14 protein-coding genes and 3 tRNA genes are annotated in these 17,485 nt (G+C 66.9%); 4 read left to right on the top strand and 13 right to left on the bottom strand.

Annotated elements, in window-relative coordinates; genetic code table 11:
- Positions 1–390 precede the first annotated feature (390 nt).
- The 5 genes from ACIQ1T_RS12315 to ACIQ1T_RS12295 all read right to left on the bottom strand — a co-directional run bounded on the left by ACIQ1T_RS12315 (position 391) and on the right by ACIQ1T_RS12295 (position 7,283).
- Positions 391–1,137, bottom strand: a complete 747-nt coding sequence (locus ACIQ1T_RS12315; RefSeq protein WP_395944841.1) for a TlyA family RNA methyltransferase — start codon at positions 1,135–1,137, stop codon at positions 391–393.
- 154 nt (positions 1,138–1,291) lie between these two features.
- A complete protein-coding gene (locus ACIQ1T_RS12310) occupies positions 1,292–4,117 on the bottom strand; it encodes a valine--tRNA ligase (RefSeq protein ID WP_395944840.1) in 2,826 nt (941 codons plus the stop codon).
- Positions 4,118–4,193: 76 nt separating this feature from the next.
- Entirely contained in the window at positions 4,194–4,817 is a 624-nt protein-coding gene (locus ACIQ1T_RS12305) for a DUF2497 domain-containing protein (protein ID WP_395944839.1), read from the bottom strand.
- Positions 4,818–4,988: 171 nt separating this feature from the next.
- Positions 4,989–6,524, bottom strand: coding sequence for a TolC family outer membrane protein (locus tag ACIQ1T_RS12300; RefSeq protein ID WP_395944838.1), 1,536 nt, complete (start codon positions 6,522–6,524; stop codon positions 4,989–4,991).
- A gap of 129 nt (positions 6,525–6,653) precedes the next feature.
- Positions 6,654–7,283, bottom strand: a complete 630-nt coding sequence (locus tag ACIQ1T_RS12295; protein ID WP_395944837.1) for a protein-L-isoaspartate O-methyltransferase — start codon at positions 7,281–7,283, stop codon at positions 6,654–6,656.
- A gap of 132 nt (positions 7,284–7,415) precedes the next feature.
- Between ACIQ1T_RS12295 and ACIQ1T_RS12290 the strand changes: the two genes are divergently transcribed.
- Positions 7,416–7,489, top strand: a tRNA-Cys gene (locus ACIQ1T_RS12290).
- Between the two features lie 256 nt (positions 7,490–7,745).
- On the opposite strand, the gene ACIQ1T_RS12285 is transcribed toward ACIQ1T_RS12290, so the two are convergent.
- Positions 7,746–8,567 carry a TrmH family RNA methyltransferase gene (locus ACIQ1T_RS12285; protein ID WP_395944836.1) on the bottom strand — a complete coding sequence of 274 codons (822 nt, stop codon included), beginning with the start codon at positions 8,565–8,567 and terminating at the stop codon, positions 7,746–7,748.
- Between the two features lie 62 nt (positions 8,568–8,629).
- Between ACIQ1T_RS12285 and ACIQ1T_RS12280 the strand changes: the two genes are divergently transcribed.
- Both ACIQ1T_RS12280 and ACIQ1T_RS12275 read left to right on the top strand, forming a co-directional pair.
- Positions 8,630–8,704: transfer RNA gene (locus ACIQ1T_RS12280), tRNA-Asn, on the top strand.
- A 23-nt stretch (positions 8,705–8,727) separates the two neighbouring features.
- Positions 8,728–8,802, top strand: a tRNA-Asn gene (locus ACIQ1T_RS12275).
- Positions 8,803–8,832: 30 nt separating this feature from the next.
- Here the strand turns inward: ACIQ1T_RS12275 and ACIQ1T_RS12270 are convergent.
- The 7 genes from ACIQ1T_RS12270 to cyoA all read right to left on the bottom strand — a co-directional run bounded on the left by ACIQ1T_RS12270 (position 8,833) and on the right by cyoA (position 15,715).
- Entirely contained in the window at positions 8,833–9,369 is a 537-nt protein-coding gene (locus tag ACIQ1T_RS12270) for a response regulator transcription factor (protein ID WP_395944835.1), read from the bottom strand.
- Complete coding sequence (locus ACIQ1T_RS12265; RefSeq protein WP_395944834.1) at positions 9,359–10,693, bottom strand: ATP-binding protein; 1,335 nt, start codon at positions 10,691–10,693, stop codon at positions 9,359–9,361. Before ACIQ1T_RS12265 ends, ACIQ1T_RS12270 begins: the two co-directional genes overlap by 11 nt.
- The gene (locus ACIQ1T_RS12260) at positions 10,690–11,373 is read right to left on the bottom strand and encodes an SURF1 family protein (protein ID WP_395944833.1); all 684 of its coding nucleotides are present in this window, start codon (positions 11,371–11,373) and stop codon (positions 10,690–10,692) included. Before ACIQ1T_RS12260 ends, ACIQ1T_RS12265 begins: the two co-directional genes overlap by 4 nt.
- A gap of 100 nt (positions 11,374–11,473) precedes the next feature.
- Complete coding sequence (gene cyoD, locus ACIQ1T_RS12255; RefSeq protein WP_395944832.1) at positions 11,474–11,863, bottom strand: cytochrome o ubiquinol oxidase subunit IV; 390 nt, start codon at positions 11,861–11,863, stop codon at positions 11,474–11,476.
- Entirely contained in the window at positions 11,860–12,483 is a 624-nt protein-coding gene (gene cyoC / locus ACIQ1T_RS12250; protein WP_395944831.1) for a cytochrome o ubiquinol oxidase subunit III, read from the bottom strand. Before cyoC ends, cyoD begins: the two co-directional genes overlap by 4 nt.
- A 3-nt stretch (positions 12,484–12,486) precedes the next feature.
- Entirely contained in the window at positions 12,487–14,490 is a 2,004-nt protein-coding gene (cyoB, locus tag ACIQ1T_RS12245; RefSeq protein WP_395944830.1) for a cytochrome o ubiquinol oxidase subunit I, read from the bottom strand.
- A 13-nt stretch (positions 14,491–14,503) separates the two neighbouring features.
- Entirely contained in the window at positions 14,504–15,715 is a 1,212-nt protein-coding gene (cyoA, locus tag ACIQ1T_RS12240) for a ubiquinol oxidase subunit II (RefSeq protein ID WP_395944829.1), read from the bottom strand.
- Between the two features lie 211 nt (positions 15,716–15,926).
- Between cyoA and ACIQ1T_RS12235 the strand changes: the two genes are divergently transcribed.
- Positions 15,927–17,288: an MFS transporter gene (locus ACIQ1T_RS12235; protein WP_395944828.1), complete on the top strand. Its 1,362-nt coding sequence runs from the start codon at positions 15,927–15,929 to the stop codon at positions 17,286–17,288.
- Positions 17,289–17,485: the final 197 nt, after the last annotated feature.

Genomic DNA, 17,485 nt, shown 5'->3' with positions numbered 1-17,485 from the left:
CTGCACAGCCAGTCCCAGCTCAGCGCCATCGCCCGACAGCTCAACGAACGACCCAGAAAGACCTTGCTTTATCGGACGCCAGCAGAGACCTTCGCTGCGTGTGTTGCAGCGATCGGTTGAGCCCACCCCGAAATCCGGACGCCGGTTCGAAAAACAGAGTCCGAATAGTCCGAAACGCGACGCGAATTTCGGACACCGCGCCGAAAAACAGTGTCCGAATAGTCCGAATAGTCCGAAATCATGAGGTCGCCCCTCCCCGTCCGCCCCGGCGCGGTGGGGCGGCGGGATTATCGCATCAGGGCCAGATCAGGCGCGCAAATCGCCCTTTGATTTCGGCAAGCCTCTGAAATCAGGCCTTTTCGTGGGGCGATATATGACACGCGCGAGCGATCAGCGCGCGTGTCCGACGCCCTTCCTGGCCCAGAGCAGGAACTCGATATTGCCGTCGCCGCCGGTGATCGGGCTTTCGGTCACGGCCTGGACCGACCAGCCCAGGGCCTCCAGCCAGTCGCGGACGCGTTCGACGGCGGCGGCGTGGGCGGCGGGATCCTTGACCACCCCCTTCTTGCCGACCGACTTGGGGCCGTCGCCCTCGAACTGCGGCTTGACCAGGGTGACCAGGTCGGCGTCCGGGGCGGCAAGATCGAGAGCGGCCGTCAGGACCTTGGACAGGCTGATGAAACTGGCGTCGCAAACAATCAGGGACGGCGGCTGCGGGATCAGGTCCGGCGTCAGGTCGCGGGCGTCGGTGCGTTCCAGGTTCACCACGCGCGGATCGGCGGCGACCCGATCGTGCATCTGGCCGAAGCCGACATCGACGGCGAAGACCTTGGCCGCGCCGCGATCCAGACAGACCTCGGTGAAGCCGCCGGTCGAGGCGCCGACGTCCAGCGCCACCCGGCCCCGAACCGCCACGGGCCACAGGGCCAAGGCGTGATCCAGCTTGAGGGCGCCGCGCCCGACCCAGCGGTGGGCGGGTTCGGCCTCGATCTCGGCGTCCTCGGCGATCTGTTCCGACGGCTTGGCGACCAGGCGGCCGTCCGCCTTGACCCGCCCCGCCTCGATGGCGGCGCGGGCGCGGGCGCGGGTGTCGAACAGGCCCCGGGCGACGAGGAGTTGGTCGATGCGCGACTTCACGCCCTTCTCCCCTCGGGGGAGAAGGTGGCTCGCGGAGCGAGACGGATGAGGGGGCTGCCCGATCCGAACACGACGTCGAAGAGAGGCGCAGGCTGAACCAGCCCCCTCATCCGGCCCTTCGGGCCACCTTCTCCCCCGAGGGGAGAAGGATAGGTCACAGGGTTTCCAGCCGCTTGAGCGCCGCCTGCAGCTTGGCCTTGCCGGCCTCGGCCTCGGCCAGTTTGGCGCGTTGCTCCTCGACCACCTCGGGCGCGGCGCGAGCGACGAAATTGGGGTTGCCCAGCTTCTTGTTCACATGGCCGATGTCGCTCTCGAAGACGGCGATCTCCTTCTCCAGACGCGCCCGTTCGGCGGTCAGGTCGATGATCCCGGCCAGAGGCAGGGCCACGGTGGAACCGCCCGAGACGAAGGTGACGGCGCCGGCCGGGGCGGCCTCGACCGAACCGACCTCGGAGACACGGCCCAGGGTCAGGATCAGGTCGCGGTGACGGGCGATCCGTTCGGCCGTGACGGCGTCGGGTGCGACGAAGGCCAGGGGCGGCTTGGCCGCGACCGGCACGTTCATCTCGGCGCGCAGGCCGCGAATCTCGCCGACCAGATCGACAAGCCAGCCGATCTCGGCCTCGGCCGCCGCATCGATGAAGCTGTCCGGCAGGACCGGCCATTCGGCGCCGATCAGCAGGGTTTCGCGGGCGGGGCCTTCCTTGCCCAGCTCGGCCCACAGCTCCTCGGTGATATAGGGCATGACCGGGTGCAGCAGTTTCAGCGTCTGGTCCAGGGTCCAGGCGGTCATGGCGCGGGTCTCGGCCTTGGCGGCTTCGTCGGCCCCGTTGAACACCGGCTTGGCCAGTTCCAGATACCAGTCGCAGAAGACGTTCCAGACGAAGCGGTACAGGGCGCCCGCCGCATCGTCGAACCGGCCGCCCTCGACGGCCTCGGACACGGCGCGTTCGGCCTTGGTCAGTTCGCCGCGAATCCAGCGGTTGATCGTCTGGTCGACGGTCGCGGGATCGAAGCCCTCGACGCGGCGCGCCTCGTTCATCTGGCTGAAGCGGGCGGCGTTCCACAGCTTGGTGCCGAAGTTGCGATAGCCTTCAATACGTTGCTTCGACAACTTGATGTCGCGCGTGCCCGACAGGATGGCCATGGTGAAGCGCAGCGGGTCGGCGCCCAGTTCGTCGATGATGCCCAAGGGGTCGATGACATTGCCCTTGGACTTCGACATCTTCTGGCCCTTCTCGTCGCGGACCAGACCATTGATGATGACGCGCTTGAACGGCACCTCGCCCATGAAGTGCTGGCCCATCATCATCATCCGGGCGACCCAGAAGAAGATGATGTCGGCGGCCGTGACCAGGTCGCTGGTCGGATAGAACCGCTCCAGATCCTCGGTCTTCTCGGGCCAGCCCATGGTCGAGAAGGGCCACAGGGCCGAGGAGAACCAGGTGTCGAGGACGTCCTCGTCCTGGGTCAGGGCGACCTCGGAATCATAGTCGGCCATCGCCTGTTCGCGGGCGTCTTCTTCGGTCTCGGCGACGTAGATCTCGCCGTTCGGGCCGTACCAGGCCGGGATGCGGTGGCCCCACCAGAGCTGACGCGAGATGCACCAGGGCTCGATGTTGCGCAGCCATTCGAAATAGATCTTCTCGTAGGACTTGGGCTCGAACACCGTGTCGCCCTGCTCCACCGCCTTGAGGGCGGGCTGGGCCAGGGTGTGGGCGTCGACGTACCACTGGTCCGTCAGCCAGGGCTCGATGACCACGCCCGAGCGGTCGCCGTGCGGGACGACGTGTCTGGTCTTCTCGATCTCGCGCAGCCAGCCCTCTTCCTCGGCGCGGGCGACGATGGCCTTGCGCGCGGCGAAACGGTCGAGACCCTGAAGCTCGAATGGAATGTAATATAATTCGTCGTGTTGCTCGGGAGACCACGAGCTCTCGGCGCCTACATCGTTATAGTTCCCGCTCGTCTTGTCGAAGCGAGCGTCGATAAGATGAGTGCCAACGATCCGCGCAAAGGCGTCGAGAACGTTGATTGAGGGCAGCCCGTTCCGTTTTCCGACCTGGAAGTCATTGAAATCGTGGGCTGGAGTAATCTTCACCGCGCCGGAACCCTTGGTCGGATCGGCATACTCATCAGCGACAATTGGAATAGCGCGGCCCGTAATCGGCAGAATCACCGACTTGCCGACGATCGAGGCGTAGCGTTCGTCGTCCGGGTGAACAGCGACGCCGGTGTCGCCCAGCATGGTCTCGGGCCGGGTCGTGGCCACGACGATGAAGTCGCGGGTCTCCCACTCCGTCGCCTTGCCGTCGTCGTCGAAGGCGACCGGGTGTTCATAGGTGACGCCGTCCGCCAGCGGATAGGCGAAATGCCAATAGGCGCCCTCGACCTCGCGCTGCTCGACCTCCAGATCCGAGATGGCGGTCTGGAAATGCGGATCCCAGTTCACCAGACGCTTGTCGCGATAGATCAGCCCGTCCTTGTGCAGCTGGACGAAGACCTTGCGGACGGCGGCGTTCAGCCCCTCGTCCAGGGTGAACCGCTCGCGGCTCCAGTCGCACGAGGCGCCCAGGCGGCGCAGCTGGCGCACGATCGTCCCGCCGGATTCGGCCTTCCATTCCCAGACCTTCTCGACGAAGGCGTCGCGGCCCATGTCGCGGCGGCCGACATTGCCCTCGGCGGCGAGTTTGCGCTCGACCACCATCTGGGTGGCGATGCCGGCGTGGTCGGTGCCGGGCAGCCACAGGACGGCCTTGCCCTTCATCCGGTGATAGCGGGCCAGGATGTCCTGCAGGGTGTTGTTCAGCGCATGGCCGATGTGAAGGCTGCCGGTCACGTTCGGCGGCGGGATGACGATCGAATAGGCGTCGGACGCGCCGTCGGTGGCCGTAGCGGCGCGCGGGGCGAACAGGCCGCTCTCTTCCCACTGCTGGTAGAGGCGGGGCTCGGCGGCCTGGGGTTCGAAGGTCTTCTCAAGCATCGGGGGATCTCGGAATGCAGAAAGGCGGCCCCCTTCAGGAGCCGCCCCTCGGATTAGTCTGGACTGAAGCGAAGGGCTAGGCGCTGCGCGCGATGCGTTCGACTTCCTTTTGCACCGCCGCCTGGACGATGCCGGGCAGATTGTTGTCCAGCCAGTCCTTCAGCAGCGGACGCAGCATCTCGGCGACCATGGCCTCGACGGTGTTGCCGCTGACGAAGGGCAGGTCGCCCGAGGCGGCCGGGGCGGCTTCCGGCTTCTTGAAGCTGGCGGCCAGGCCGGCGAAGGCCGAGGCGGCGCTGGCGGCGGCGCTGTCGCCGACCAGGGAGTCATAGGCGGGCGCCGGGGTCTCGACCGGCGCAGGCGCAGCGGGCTCCGCTTCGGCGGCGGGCGCGGTCTCGACCACGTCCAGGTCGCCGATGCTTTCCGAAGCCGGGGCCTCAGCCGGGGCCTCGTAGAGTTCGGTCAGTTCGAGAACATCGTCCTCGACAGCCTCGGGCTGGGGTTCCGGCGTCGGCTCGGCGGGGGCGGCGAAGATGTTCTCGGGCGCGGCCGGTTCGGGCTCCGGTTCCGGCGCGGGTTCGGGTTCCGGCGCAGCGGCGACCGGCGGGGTCTCGGCCGGAGCCTCGTCTTCGGAGATGATCCGGCGAATCGACGCCAGGATTTCCTCCATGGTCGGTTCCTGGGCGGACTGATCGGTCATGACTTAACCCTGGGAGAGGCCTGGGATGAAACGGGGCGCGGAGGTCGCCCCCAACGCCGTGAACGGGTCGGGGACCGGAAGACTACATTCTTCAAGACCCCACAGGATTGTCGTCGCATCAACGCCCGCCGGAATCAACGGGCGTTTTCGACCTCGCCGCCTGACCCTGCCTCAGTCGCGCGGCGCGGTCCGGATCACCTGGCCCTTCAGCTGACCGTCGATCGGCGCATCGGCCGCATCGTCAGCGGCGACGACCGGCGGCGAGGCCACACGGTCCAGGGCCTCGATCACGCCGTCCCAGGGCAGGCCGCCGCGGTTGCGGACACGGTCGTAGTTGGTCGTGGCGTCATAGACTTCCAGCGACGGGTTCAGGCTGGGCCCTTCCAGCTGGCCCATGGCCGACAGCAGCGAGGCGCGGGCGACATATTCGGCGGCGCGGGCGCTGGCCAGGGAGGTCTGGGAGGCGCGCAGGGTCACTTCCTGGTTCAGCACGTCCAGGGTGGTGCGCAGCCCGACCTGGGCCTCCTGGCGCACGCCCTCGGCGGCGACCGAGGCGGCGCGGACGGCCTCCTCGCCGGCGGCGACGTTCGAGCGGGTCGACAGGACCTGGGCATAGGCCGTGCTGACGTTCTGAAGCACGGTGCGACGCTCGCCCTCGACGGCGATCTGGGCGGCGTTGGCCTGTTCCAGCGCCTGGGCGACGCGTGAACGGTTCAGGCCGCCGGTGAAGAGCGGCACCGACAGGGTCGCGCCGGCGGTGAAGCTGCGACGGTCGGCCAGTTCGTCCAGATTGCCCAGGTCGGTGGCCGTTCCACCATAGGAGGCGGTGGCGCGAACGGAGGGCAGATATTCGGCGCGGGCGGCGGCGACGGCGGCTTCGGCCCCCTGCAGGGAATAGCCGGCCGACAGGACGCCCGGGTTACGCGCCAGCGCCGTTTCCATGGCCGCGTCGAAATCGGTCGGCACGGTCGGCAGGACCGGTGCGGCCTCGAGCGCCGACGGCGACTGGCCGACGACCGCCGCATAGGCGGCCCGGGTCGTCGACAGCTGGGCCTGGGCGTTGGCCAGATCGGCTTCCGACTGGGCCAGCGAGGCCTCGGCCTGGGCCACGTCGGTGCGGGTGATCTCGCCGACCTCGAAACGGGCGCTGGTCTCTTCCAGCTGGCGCTGCAGCACCGCGAGGTTTTCCTGGCGGATGCGCAGGATTTCCATGTCGCGGGTCACGTTCACATAGGCCTGGATCACCGACAGCATGACCGACTGCTCGATCTCGCGCAGGTTCTCGCGGCCCGCCATGACGCCGGCGCGGGCCTGGTCGATCGCCAGCGAGGTTCGGCCGGCGGTCCAGAGGTTCTGGGACAGGCTGACGCCGACGGTGGCGCCGTCGCTTTCGGACGAGGAGCTGGACACCTGGGCGTCCGGAACGCCGTCGCCGTTGGTGTCGACGAACTGGGTCACGGTCGGGAAGTCGCTACGGGTGTAGTCGACGCCGGCCGAGGCGCTGAGCGTCGGCCGCAGGCCCGAACGGGCCTGCACCACGGTTTCATCCAGGGCCCGCTGGTTGGCGCGCTGCGCCAGGAGGCTGGGGTTGGTCTGGTAGGCCAGGGCGATCGCTTCCTGCAGCGTCTCGGCCCAGGCGGGCGCGCCCAGCCCCGTCACGAGGGCGACCACAGCGGCCGAAGCCAGCACACGCGAGCGTTTCAACATTGTCCGTCCTTGCCTGACGCCCCCGGGAGCGCCCGAATGTCATCAAGCGTAACTGCGGCTTCAGTCGACCACACGCCAGTTAAGTTTTTTTCACGCTGGAGGTCGCGCGTTCCGTCGCGACCGCAACAATCAAAGCGCGAAGGTAGGCGCCGGCGTCAGTTCGGCAAGAAGGGCCGGCGACGAATCAAACAGTTCCCGACGCGAAAGACCCTCGCGGCCCTTCACATAAAGCGCCGCCTTGCCGACCGCGCCGCGACGCTCGACCACGACCATGCGGCCGCCGATGCGCAGGGCCGCGCCCCAGGCCGACGGAATCTCGGCTACGCCGCCTTCGCAGACGATCAGATCCCAGCCCTCGCCGACCGGCGCGGCCAGCGGCGCGACCGCCGTGGTCACGCCTTCGGCCGCCAGGGCGTCGCCGACCACGTCGAACACGGCCTGATCGGCCTCCTGAGCCGTGACCGTCAGGCCCATGCGGGCCAGAACGGCGGCGGCGTAGGGGGCGGCGACCGCCAGGGCCTTCTCCCCTTCCCGTGCGTCGGCGGCCTGCAGCAGCTTGGACACGTCGCGCGCCGGCATCAGCTTGCGCTCGCCCGCGATCTCGACCCCGGCGTCCGAATAGACGGCGAAGACGCGATCGGCGGCGCAATACTGCTCGCGCGGCACCGCCATCATGGCCATGTGGATCTCATGGTTGGTCACGTCGTTCACGCGAACCTGCGAATCGACCATGGCCTTGCGCTCGGCGGTGAAATCCATCTGTAGGCAGCCTTCAACGGTAGTCGGGGGAGGAAATCTCGCGTGCTTATAGTTCCGTGCGTTGCAGCGGACAATCCGATCTGATAGCGAACGCCCCTCGCGATGACCGCCCCCGAGAAATCGGGACAAAGCGGCCTGATGGCGGAGTGGTGACGCAGAGGACTGCAAATCCTTGCACCCGGGTTCGATTCCCGGTCAGGCCTCCATCGCGATACAGAAAAGGCGCGGACCGCAGGGTCCGCGCCTTTTTCGTTTCCGGATCGCCGGTTTCAGCCGATCGGCGCGGTGATCCAGCCGATCGCGCCCGCCAGGCCCAGAGCGGCCGCCGCCGCCCCGAAGGCCAAGGCCACCCGCGCGTTCCGATTCAGAAAATAAAGAATGCCCATGAACCGCCTCCCCCAAAGCAGACGGATGGTCGTCACAACCTGAGCGATCGCGCAAGCCGAATCAGGTCCGGGGCGCCTAACTTCCCGGTGATCCCGGCGGCGACATCGTCATCTGGTGCAGGGCCAGGGCGCTGGTGACGGCCACGTTCAGCGAATCAAATCCGCCCGCCATGGGAATACCGACCGCCCGGCATCGCTCGATCACCGCACGGGGCAGGCCCGGACCTTCCGATCCCAGCACCAGGGCGACCGGCCCTTTGCGACGATAATCGGCCAAACGCTGGGTCGCGGACGGCGTCAGGGCCAGCACCTCCACCCCGGCCGCCTGCATCGCCGCAACCACGGCCTCGGCCGAATCGGCCACGGTGAAGGGCGTCCGCAGGACCGCGCCGACAGAGACGCGAATCGCCTTTCGATAGAAGGGATCGCAGCACGCCTGGTCCAGCAGCACGGCCCGCGCCCCGAAGGCGGCGGCGTTGCGGAACAGACCGCCCATATTGTCGTGGTTGCCGATGCCGCTGGCGACCACGAATACGTCGTCCATGCCCGGTCGCGCCAGAATCGAGGCGACCGAGGGCGGCGGCGGCTTCTCGCCCAGGGCCAGTATTCCCCGATGGAGGGGAAAGCCGGCGATACGGTCAAGAACCGGCTGGCTGGCGGCATAGACCGGCGCTGCGGCCGGAAGGGCGGCGATCACATCCGCCAGGGCCGCCACCCGCTTCTCGGCCAGCAACAGGGCCCGGGGCCGGCACCGCGACGCCGTCGAGGCCAGAACCCGGACCACGACCTCGCCCTCGGCGATGAACAGGCCCTCCCGGCCGGTCAGGTCGCGCTCCCGGATATCGCGGAAGGCGGCGATCCGCGGGTCTTCTGGGTCGGTGATGGAGATCGAGCGCATTCGTCATTTTCCCATTGCACGACTCGAAGGGCCGCTGCTATAGGCCCGCCTCCCGAGCATGTTCCGCAGTAGCTCAGTGGTAGAGCAGCCGACTGTTAATCGGCTGGTCGTAGGTTCGAATCCTACCTGCGGAGCCACTCGGGTCTTCACCAAATGCTATTCCGCAGTAGCTCAGTGGTAGAGCAGCCGACTGTTAATCGGCTGGTCGTAGGTTCGAATCCTACCTGCGGAGCCATTTCCCCTGCATCCGGATCAGCGAGACGCGTCAGGTGACGCGCCGTTTCTCCAGCTTCCGCGCCAGGGTCCGGCGATGCATGCCCAGCCGCCGCGCGGCCTCCGAGATGTTGAAATCGGTCTCGACCAGGGTCTCGTGAATCCGTTCCCATTCCAGGGTCTTGATCGAGGTCGGGCGGGTCGTCAGCGGCGTGGCGGCGTCGCCCGACGCCTTGCCGAAGGCGGCCTCGATATCGTCGGTGCTGGCGGGCTTGGCCAGGTAGTGGCGGGCGCCCAGCTTGATCGCCTCGACCGCCGTGGCGATGCTGGCGAAGCCGGTCAGAACCACGATGTTCATATCCGGATCGAAGCCATGCAGGGTCGAGACGCAGGCCAGGCCCGAGGCGCCGCCCAGCTTCAGATCGACCACGGCGAAGCCCGGCCGGTGCACCCTCAGCACCTCGGCCATCTGGTCCGGCCCGTCGGCGCTGACCACCACATAGCCGCGACGCTCGAACGACTTGCGCAGGGTGCGCGAGAAGGATTCGTCGTCCTCGACGATCAGCAGGACGGGGGTTTCATCGGTCATCGGAACTCTCCTCGGGCGCCAGGACGTCGATCGGCAGGCTGAGCCGCACCTCGCCGCCGCCGGCGGGGGGATTGGACGCCTCGACCGCGCCGCCCAGCGAACGGATCACATTGACCAGCAGGAACAGGCCCAGGCCGGCGCCGGGGCGGTCCTTGGTCGAATTATAGGGCTTGCCCAGCCGCTCCAGTATGGTCGCCGGAAAGCCGGGACCATTGTCGCGCACGACGACTTCCAGCTGGCCGTTGCTGACGGTGGGCGACACCACGATGCGGCGGGCGCCGGCCTCGACGGCGTTGTCGAACAGGACGCCGAACACCTGACGCAGGGCCGGGTCGGCGATGATGCGCGGATCAGGGCCGGTCCAGGAGGTCACCTCGACCCGGACGCGGGTGTCGCGGGCGGTCCAGCCGTCGACCACCTCGGCCAGAAAACGGACCAGGGTCGTGCGCGACGGGGCCTGTCCCCTCGCCTCGCCGGCCGACATCAATATGCCGGTGACGATGGCCTTGCAGCGCTCCACCTCGGCCTGCATCACCTCCATGTCCTGGATGAGATCGCCGTCGCGGGTCAGGGCGGGCATCCGGCGCCAGTCGCTGAGGATCACCGACAGGGAGGCCAGGGGCGTGCCCAGTTCATGCGCGGCGCCGGAGGCCAGCAGGCCCATGCGGACGATATGATCCTGTTCGGTCGCCTGCTGACGCACATCCGCGACATAGGCGTCACGGGCGCGCAGATTGTCGCTGATCCGCGTGATAAACAGCACCAGCAGCACGGCCATCAGCAGGAAACAGATCAGGCTGCCCTGCATATAGAGGCCCAGCAGGGCCCCCTCGCGATCCGGCGGCAGGTCCAGCGGGCGATTGAACACGCCCAGGCCGGCGAAACAGAGGCTGGTGATCCCGATCAGCGACCAGGCGTAGGCCGGCGCCAGCAGCACCGCCCCCAGCACCACCTGCAGCAGATACAGGGCGACGAACGGATTGCCCGCCCCGCCGGTCAGGAACAGCTGCCAGGTCAGGGCGGCGACATCCGCCAGCAGGGCCAGCATCAGTTCCTGGTCGGAAATCGCGTCCCGTCTCTGGGTCAGGGGCAGGCTGATCAGATTGACCAAGGCCAGGCTGGCCGGGGCGAACAGAAGCCACAGGACCGGCAGCCGGATGCCCATGGCGAAATGCACGATCAGGATCGTCGCGACCTGCCCCGCCACCGCCAGCCAGCGCAGTTGCACCAGCAGCCGCAGGTTCCGCCGGTTGGCGGCCTCCTGCGAAAGATAGGTCTCGCGCCAGTCGCCGAACCCGAGAAGCCGCTGCAGGGCCGAGGTCATGGCCGGGACCGGGCTGCGGCGCTCCGGCGGCGCGCCTCGCGCGCCACGATGGCGTAGCCGACCAGGGTCAGCAGGGCCATGCCGAACCAGGTCAGGGCGTAGACCAGGTGGCTGTTGGGGAATTTGATGATCGTCAGCCCGCCCTTGGGCCAACCGTCGGGATTGGCCGTGGCGTCGGCGTCGATGAAATAGGGCGCGATGTCGGAGACGCCCGTCGCCGCCGCGATGGCCGGCACGTCACGCGAATACCAGCGGCCCTTCCCGGCGTCATTGCTGCGCAGGAAGCCGCCCTTGGGCTCGGAGATGCGCAGCAGACCGGTGACGGTCTGTTCGCCTTCCAACTGCCCCGCCGAGCGATCCCGGGGCGCCTTGCGCTCAGGCGAGACGAAGCCGCGATTGATGAGCACGGTGAAGCCCGCGTCGGTCGTCAGCGGCGTCATGACCCAGAAACCGGGTCCATAGTCCGTGACCGCCTGGACCAGGGTCTCGCGATCATTGCGGAAAACGCCGCGCACCGTGACACGGCGATACTGATCCGTCTCCCGAGACACCGCCGGCCAGGCCGAGGGGCCCGGCGCCGGCTGTGGCGCGGCGTGGACGCGCGCCTCGACCTGGGCGATCAGATCGGTCTTCCAGGCCAGGCGCTGAACCTGCCATCCGCCCAGGGCGACGAAGCCCATGAACAGCAACGCCGCGCCGAGGCCGGCCCAGATCAGGGTCGGCGACGGACGCGGCGAAATATGGCCCTGGGCCTTGATGGCGGTCTCCCGAGCCGGGCGCTTACGAGCCCATCTGGCTCATGTCGTGGGCGGGCATCATGTTGGTGTTCAGGTGGTACATGACCCACAGGGAACCGGCCAGGCAGATGACCACGATGACGATCGTGAAGATCAGGGCCAGCATGGTCCAGCCGCCCTCGGACTTCGAGTTCATGTGCAGGAAGTAGATCATGTGGACCACGATCTGCACCACGGCCAAGGCCATGACGATCAGGGCCGTGGCCTGGGCCGGCAGGGCGCCGGTCATGACCAGGGCGAACGGGATCGCCGTCAGGATCACCGACAGGACGAAGCCGATCATATAGGTCTTGAACGACCCGTGATCGTGATCGTCGTGGGCGTCGTGATGATCGGCGCCGTGCGCGTCGTGCGAGTGGTTGTCAGCGCTCATCGCACCATCCCCAGCAGATAGACGAAGGTGAAGACGCCGATCCAGATGACGTCGAGGAAGTGCCAGAACATCGACAGGCACATCAGCCGGCGCTTGTTGGCCGGGATCAGGCCCTTCATGCCGACCTGAACCATCAGCGTCACCAGCCAGATGATGCCGAAGGTGACGTGCAGGCCGTGGGTGCCGACCAGGGTGAAGAAGGCCGACAGGAAGGCGCTGCGCTGCGGCGTGGCGCCCTCGTGGATCAGGTGGGCGAACTCGTAGAGTTCGATGCCCAGGAAGGCCAGGCCGAACAGGCCGGTGATCGCCAGCCAGATCAGGGTCTGGGACTTGTTGTTCCGGGCCATGGCCAGCATGGCGAAGCCGTAGGTGATCGACGAGAACAGCAGCATGGCGGTGTTGACCGCCACCAGCTCCAGGTCGAACAGCTCCTTGGGCCCCGGCCCGGCGGCGTAGTTGCCGCCCAGGACGCCGAACACGGCGAACAGCATCGCGAAGATGAGGCAGTCGCTCATCAGATAGAGCCAGAAGCCCAGGGCGGTGCTGGAACCCTCCGGGTGGTGGGGCTCCTCTTCCAGATGGAAGACGTTCGGGTCGATCTCAGTCGCGTGCGCGCTCATGGATCAGGCCTCCGTTCCGGCCAGGGCGCGCGTACGCGCCTCTTCGGTTTCGCGGACCACTTCCTCGGGGATGTAGTAGTCGCGCTTGTAGTTGAAGGTGTGGGCGATCGAGACCGCCAGCACCGCGACGAAGCTGAGGGCGGCCAGCCACCAGATGTACCAGATCAGCGACAGGCCCATCACCAGGCACAGGCCCGAGATGATCACGCCCGTGCCCGTGTTGCTGGGCATGTGGATGGCGCGGTAGCCGGACAGCGGACGCTGGTAGCTCTTCTTCTTCATGTCCCACCAGGCGTCGGCGTCGTGGACGACCGGCGTCATGGCGAAATTGTAGTCCGGCGGCGGCGACGAGGTCGCCCATTCCAGGGTGCGGCCGCCCCACGGGTCGCCCGTGACGTCACGCAGCTTGTCGCGATTGATGATCGAGACAGCGAACTGGATGAACATGGCCAGGATGCCCAGGGCGATGACGAAGACCCCGACGGCGGCGATGATGAACCAGATCTGCAGCGACGGATCGTCGAACACCCGCATCCGGCGCGTCACGCCCATCAGGCCCAGGACGTACAGCGGCGTGAAGGCCAGCCAGAAGCCCGGCACCCAGCACCAGAAGCTGACCAGACCCCAGAACTTGTCCAGCTTGAAGCCGAAGGCCTTGGGCCACCAGAAGTTGATGGCCGCGAACAGGCCGAACAGCACGCCGCCGATGATCACATTGTGGAAGTGGGCGATCAGGAACAGCGAGTTGTGCAGGACGAAGTCCGCCGGCGGCACGGCCAGCAGCACGCCCGTCATGCCCCCGATGGTGAAGGTCAGCATGAAGGCGACCAGCCACATCATCGGCAGTTCGAAGCGGATGCGGCCACGGTACATGGTGAACAGCCAGTTGAAGATCTTGGCCCCTGTCGGGATCGAGATGATCATCGTGGTGATGCCGAAGAAGGAGTTCACCGAGGCGCCCGAGCCCATGGTGAAGAAGTGGTGCAGCCACACCAGGTACGACAGGATCGTGATGACGACCGTGGCGTAGACCATGGAGGTATAGCCGAACAGCTTCTTGCCCGAGAAGGTCGAGGCGATTTCGGAATAGACGCCGAACAGCGGCAGGATCAGGATGTAGACCTCGGGGTGACCCCAGATCCAGATCAGGTTCACGTACATCATCGGGTTGCCGCCGAAGTCGTTCGTGAAGAAGTTGGTGCCGACGTAACGGTCCAGCGTCAGCAGGGCCAGAACGGCGGTCAGGACCGGGAAGGACGCCACGATCAGCACGTTGGTGCACAGCGAGGTCCAGGTGAAGACCGGCATCTTCATCATGCCCAGGCCCGGCGCGCGCATCTTCACGATGGTCGCGATCAGATTGATCCCGGACAGGGTGGTGCCGACGCCCGCGATCTGCAGGCCCCAGATATAATAGTCGACCCCGACGCCCGGGCTGTAGCCGATGCCGGACAGCGGCGGATAGGCCAGCCAGCCGGTGCGGGCGAACTCGCCCACGAACAGCGAGGCCATGATGATGATGGCGCCGGCCGTGGTCATCCAGAAGCTGAAGTTGTTCAGGAACGGGAACGAGACGTCGCGCGCGCCGATCTGCAGCGGCACGACATAGTTCATGATCCCCGTCACCATGGGCATGGCCACGAAGAAGATCATGATCACGCCGTGGGCGGTGAAGACCTGGTCATAGTGGTGGGCGTTCAGATAGCCCTCCGACCCGCCGAAGGCCATGGCCTGCTGCAGGCGCATCATGAGCGCGTCGGCGAAGCCGCGGCAGAACATGATCAGACCCAGGATCATGTACATGATCCCGATCTTCTTGTGGTCCACGCTCGTGAACCATTCCTTCCAGAGGTAGGGCCAGAGCTTGAAATAGGTCAGGGCGCCCACGAGGGCGACGCCGCCCAGCGCGACCACGATCATGGTCACGACCAGGATGGGCTCGTGCAAGGGCAGAGCTTCGAGCGTCAGCCGCCCGAAGATGAGTGGAATGAGTGTGTCAGCGTTCATCGACTATGTTCGCTCAGGCGTTGGGGGCGGAACGGACGTCGGTCGAAACCGCCCCCGTCGACTGTTGAATATTGGAAAGCGAGGCCATCGGCGTGCCCTGCGGCAGGCCGAGACCCGACAGGGGGGCCAGGCTGACCGGGGCGCTGACCGCGTCCAGCTCGGCGCGACGGATGCGGTCGGCGGCGGCGGCCTCGGCCTGAAGCGGCGTGCAGATGGTCATGACGTAGCTGTCGTCGGAACCGAAGATGGCGGCGTTCTTCCCGCGACCGGCGTACTTGTCATAGATCAGCGGCATGGTGTTGCGCGCCGAGGCCATGGTCATGCCGCCCTTGCGGTCGATCTCCATCATCTCGCCCATGCACATCTTGCCCGGCTCGACGCACATGTTGAGGATGGCGTCCCACAGGCCGCCGTCGACGCTCGAGAACCTCATGGCCGGCACCTTCTCGCTGGGCTTCTCAAGCTCGAGATAGCGGTCGCGATCCAGCGTCTGCGCGCCCTGGCGAACCCCGGCGATCCAGGTGTCGAACCCGGCCTGGTCCAGACCGTGGAAGGCGAAACGCATGTGCGAGAAGCCGTCGCCCGAATAGTTGGCCGAGAAGCCCTCGTATTCGCCGGGGCGATTGATGACGGCGTGCAGCTTCGTCTCCATGCCCGGCATGGCGTAGATCTGGCCGGCCAGGGCGGGGATGTAGAAGGAGTTCATCACCGAGGACGAGGTGATGTGGAACCGGATCGGACGATCGACCGGCGCGGCCAGTTCGTTGACCGTGGCGACGCCGTATTCCGGATAGATGAACAGCCATTTCCAGTCGAGCGCGACGACATTGACCTGAAGCGGCTGCACGTCCTCGGCCACGGCCTGCCCCGGCTTGATCCGGTCGATCGGACGATAGGGGTCCAGCAGGTGGGTGCCGGCCCAGGTCAGGGCGCCCAGGCAGATGATGATCAGCAGCGGCGCAGCCCAGATCACCACTTCCAGATGGGTCGAGTGGTCCCAGTCGGGCTGATATTCGGCGTCCTTGTTGGAGGCGCGGTACTTCCAGGCGAAGAAGACCGTCAACGCCATCACGGGCACGATGATGATCAGCATCAGCAGGGTGGAGATCATCAGCAGGTCGCCCTGCTGCTGGGCGACATCGCCGGCGGGTTTCAGGACGACCAGGTTGCAGGCCGACAGCAGCGCCACCATGGGCACGAGCAGAAGTAGGCGCAGACGGCGCAAGGCGGCTCCAATCGGGAAGCGTCGGACAACGGGGAGGAGTCGCGACGGTTGGCGTTCGAATTGGCGGCGATAATCAGCTTCGTCCGGAAACGACATTGGACAATCTGTCCTATCCTCTTGTCGCGACTTTCATCGCAAAGGGCGCGCGGTCATAATGCGGCATTACCGCCGTACGCCCAAATTCTCTAATTGCACGGAGCGATCCCAGCCCATGTCCGCCTCGACGACCCCTTCGTCAGAGTCGCTGGAACGCGACGCCGCCGCCCTCCACGCCCATGGAGGCCACCACGGAAAGGTGGACGCGGGCGAGATCGCCATCGGCGTGATCATCGGCCGGACGTCGGAGTTCTTCGACTTCTTCGTCTACGCCATCGCCTCCGTGGTCGTGTTCCCGCAGTTGATCTTCCCCTTCGCGGGCCCGATCGGCGGCACCCTGCTGTCGTTCGCGATCTTCGCCCTGGCCTTCCTGGCCCGCCCGCTGGGCACGGCCCTGTTCATCGCCATCGACCAGAAGTTCGGGCGCGGCGCCAAGCTGACCATCGCCCTGTTCCTGCTGGGCACCTCGACGGTCGCCGTGGCCTTCCTGCCCGGCTATGAGACGATCGGCGTCGCCGCCGCCGTGCTGCTGGCCGTGTTCCGCATCGGTCAGGGCGTGGCCCTGGGCGGCGCCTGGGACGGCATGGCCTCGCTGCTGGCGCTGAACGCGCCGGAGAATCGTCGCGGCTGGTACGCCATGATCCCGCAACTGGGCGCGCCGATCGGCCTGATCGTCGCCTCGGCCCTGTTCGCCTTCTTCCTGAACACCCTGTCGGCCGCCGACTTCCTGGACTGGGGCTGGCGCTATCCCTTCTTCGTGGCCTTCGCCATCAATGTCGTGGCCCTGTTCGCCCGTCTGCGCATCGTCGTGACCCCGGCCTTCCAGCAGTTGTTCGAGACCCGCGAACTGCAGCCGACGCCGGTCCACACCGCCATCGCGGCGGAAGGCCCCAAGATCGCCATCGGCGCCTTCGCCCCCCTGGCCAGCTTCGCCATGTTCCACATGGTCACCGTCTTCCCGTTGTCGTGGGTCTTCCTGTTCACCCAGGAGACGCCGGTCCGCTTCCTGCTGATCGAAATGGTCGGCGCCGTGTTCGGCCTGCTGGCCATCCTGGCCTCGGGCGTCCTGGCCGACCGCTACGGCCGTCGCACCCTGCTGGCGGTCACGGCCGCCGGCATCGCGGCCTTCTCGGGCTTCGCGCCGCAGCTGCTGAACGGCGGCGCGACCGGCGAACTGGTCTTCATGATCTCGGGCTTCATCCTGCTGGGTCTGTCGTTCGGTCAGGCCTCCGGCCCGGTCGCCTCGACCTTCTCCCTGGCCAACCGCTACACGTCCTCGGCCCTGACTTCCGACCTGGCCTGGCTGTTCGGCGCCGGTTTCGCGCCTCTGGCCGCCCTGTGGATCTCCAGCCAGTTCGGTCTGGTCGCCGCCGGCGCCTATCTGCTGTCGGGCGCGGTCTGCACCCTGGTCGCCCTGTGGCTGAACCGTGAACTGGCTCGCAGTTCCTCGGACAAGACCCGCGCCGCCAAGGTCTGACGCCTTCTCGAAGCGAAACGAACAGCCCCCGGTCTCCTCGCGAGGCCGGGGGTTTTTCTTTGGCTGCTTCTCGGACATGGGGCCGGCCGTGTGGCGTCAGGCCCTCCCCTCGTCTCCCCGCCCGCCTGAGACAAAAGAAAAGGGCGGGCCATGCCTGCGCATGAACCCGCCCCGGTCTTGTCAGTTGGACGCCGGGC

This window comes from Brevundimonas sp. (genome assembly GCF_044336875.1).
Classification (GTDB): domain Bacteria; phylum Pseudomonadota; class Alphaproteobacteria; order Caulobacterales; family Caulobacteraceae; genus Brevundimonas.
The sequence above is the reverse complement of the archived record's forward strand: the minus strand, read 5'-3'. Positions and strand labels throughout refer to the sequence as shown.

Bases quoted from the DNA above. Each gene is read 5' to 3' on its own strand.
- ACIQ1T_RS12310 (WP_395944840.1), bottom strand. From the start codon at position 4,117: ATGCTTGAGAAGACCTTCGAACCCCAGGCCGCCGAGCCCCGCCTCTAC.
- ACIQ1T_RS12305 (WP_395944839.1), bottom strand. From the start codon at position 4,817: ATGACCGATCAGTCCGCCCAGGAACCGACCATGGAGGAAATCCTGGCG.
- ACIQ1T_RS12300 (WP_395944838.1), bottom strand. From the start codon at position 6,524: ATGTTGAAACGCTCGCGTGTGCTGGCTTCGGCCGCTGTGGTCGCCCTC.
- ACIQ1T_RS12295 (WP_395944837.1), bottom strand. From the start codon at position 7,283: ATGGATTTCACCGCCGAGCGCAAGGCCATGGTCGATTCGCAGGTTCGC.
- ACIQ1T_RS12285 (WP_395944836.1), bottom strand. From the start codon at position 8,567: ATGCGCTCGATCTCCATCACCGACCCAGAAGACCCGCGGATCGCCGCC.
- ACIQ1T_RS12270 (WP_395944835.1), bottom strand. From the start codon at position 9,369: ATGACCGATGAAACCCCCGTCCTGCTGATCGTCGAGGACGACGAATCC.
- ACIQ1T_RS12265 (WP_395944834.1), bottom strand. From the start codon at position 10,693: ATGACCTCGGCCCTGCAGCGGCTTCTCGGGTTCGGCGACTGGCGCGAG.
- ACIQ1T_RS12260 (WP_395944833.1), bottom strand. From the start codon at position 11,373: ATGGGCTTCGTCGCCCTGGGCGGATGGCAGGTTCAGCGCCTGGCCTGG.
- cyoD (WP_395944832.1), bottom strand. From the start codon at position 11,863: ATGAGCGCTGACAACCACTCGCACGACGCGCACGGCGCCGATCATCAC.
- cyoC (WP_395944831.1), bottom strand. From the start codon at position 12,483: ATGAGCGCGCACGCGACTGAGATCGACCCGAACGTCTTCCATCTGGAA.
- cyoB (WP_395944830.1), bottom strand. From the start codon at position 14,490: ATGAACGCTGACACACTCATTCCACTCATCTTCGGGCGGCTGACGCTC.
- ACIQ1T_RS12235 (WP_395944828.1), top strand. From the start codon at position 15,927: ATGTCCGCCTCGACGACCCCTTCGTCAGAGTCGCTGGAACGCGACGCC.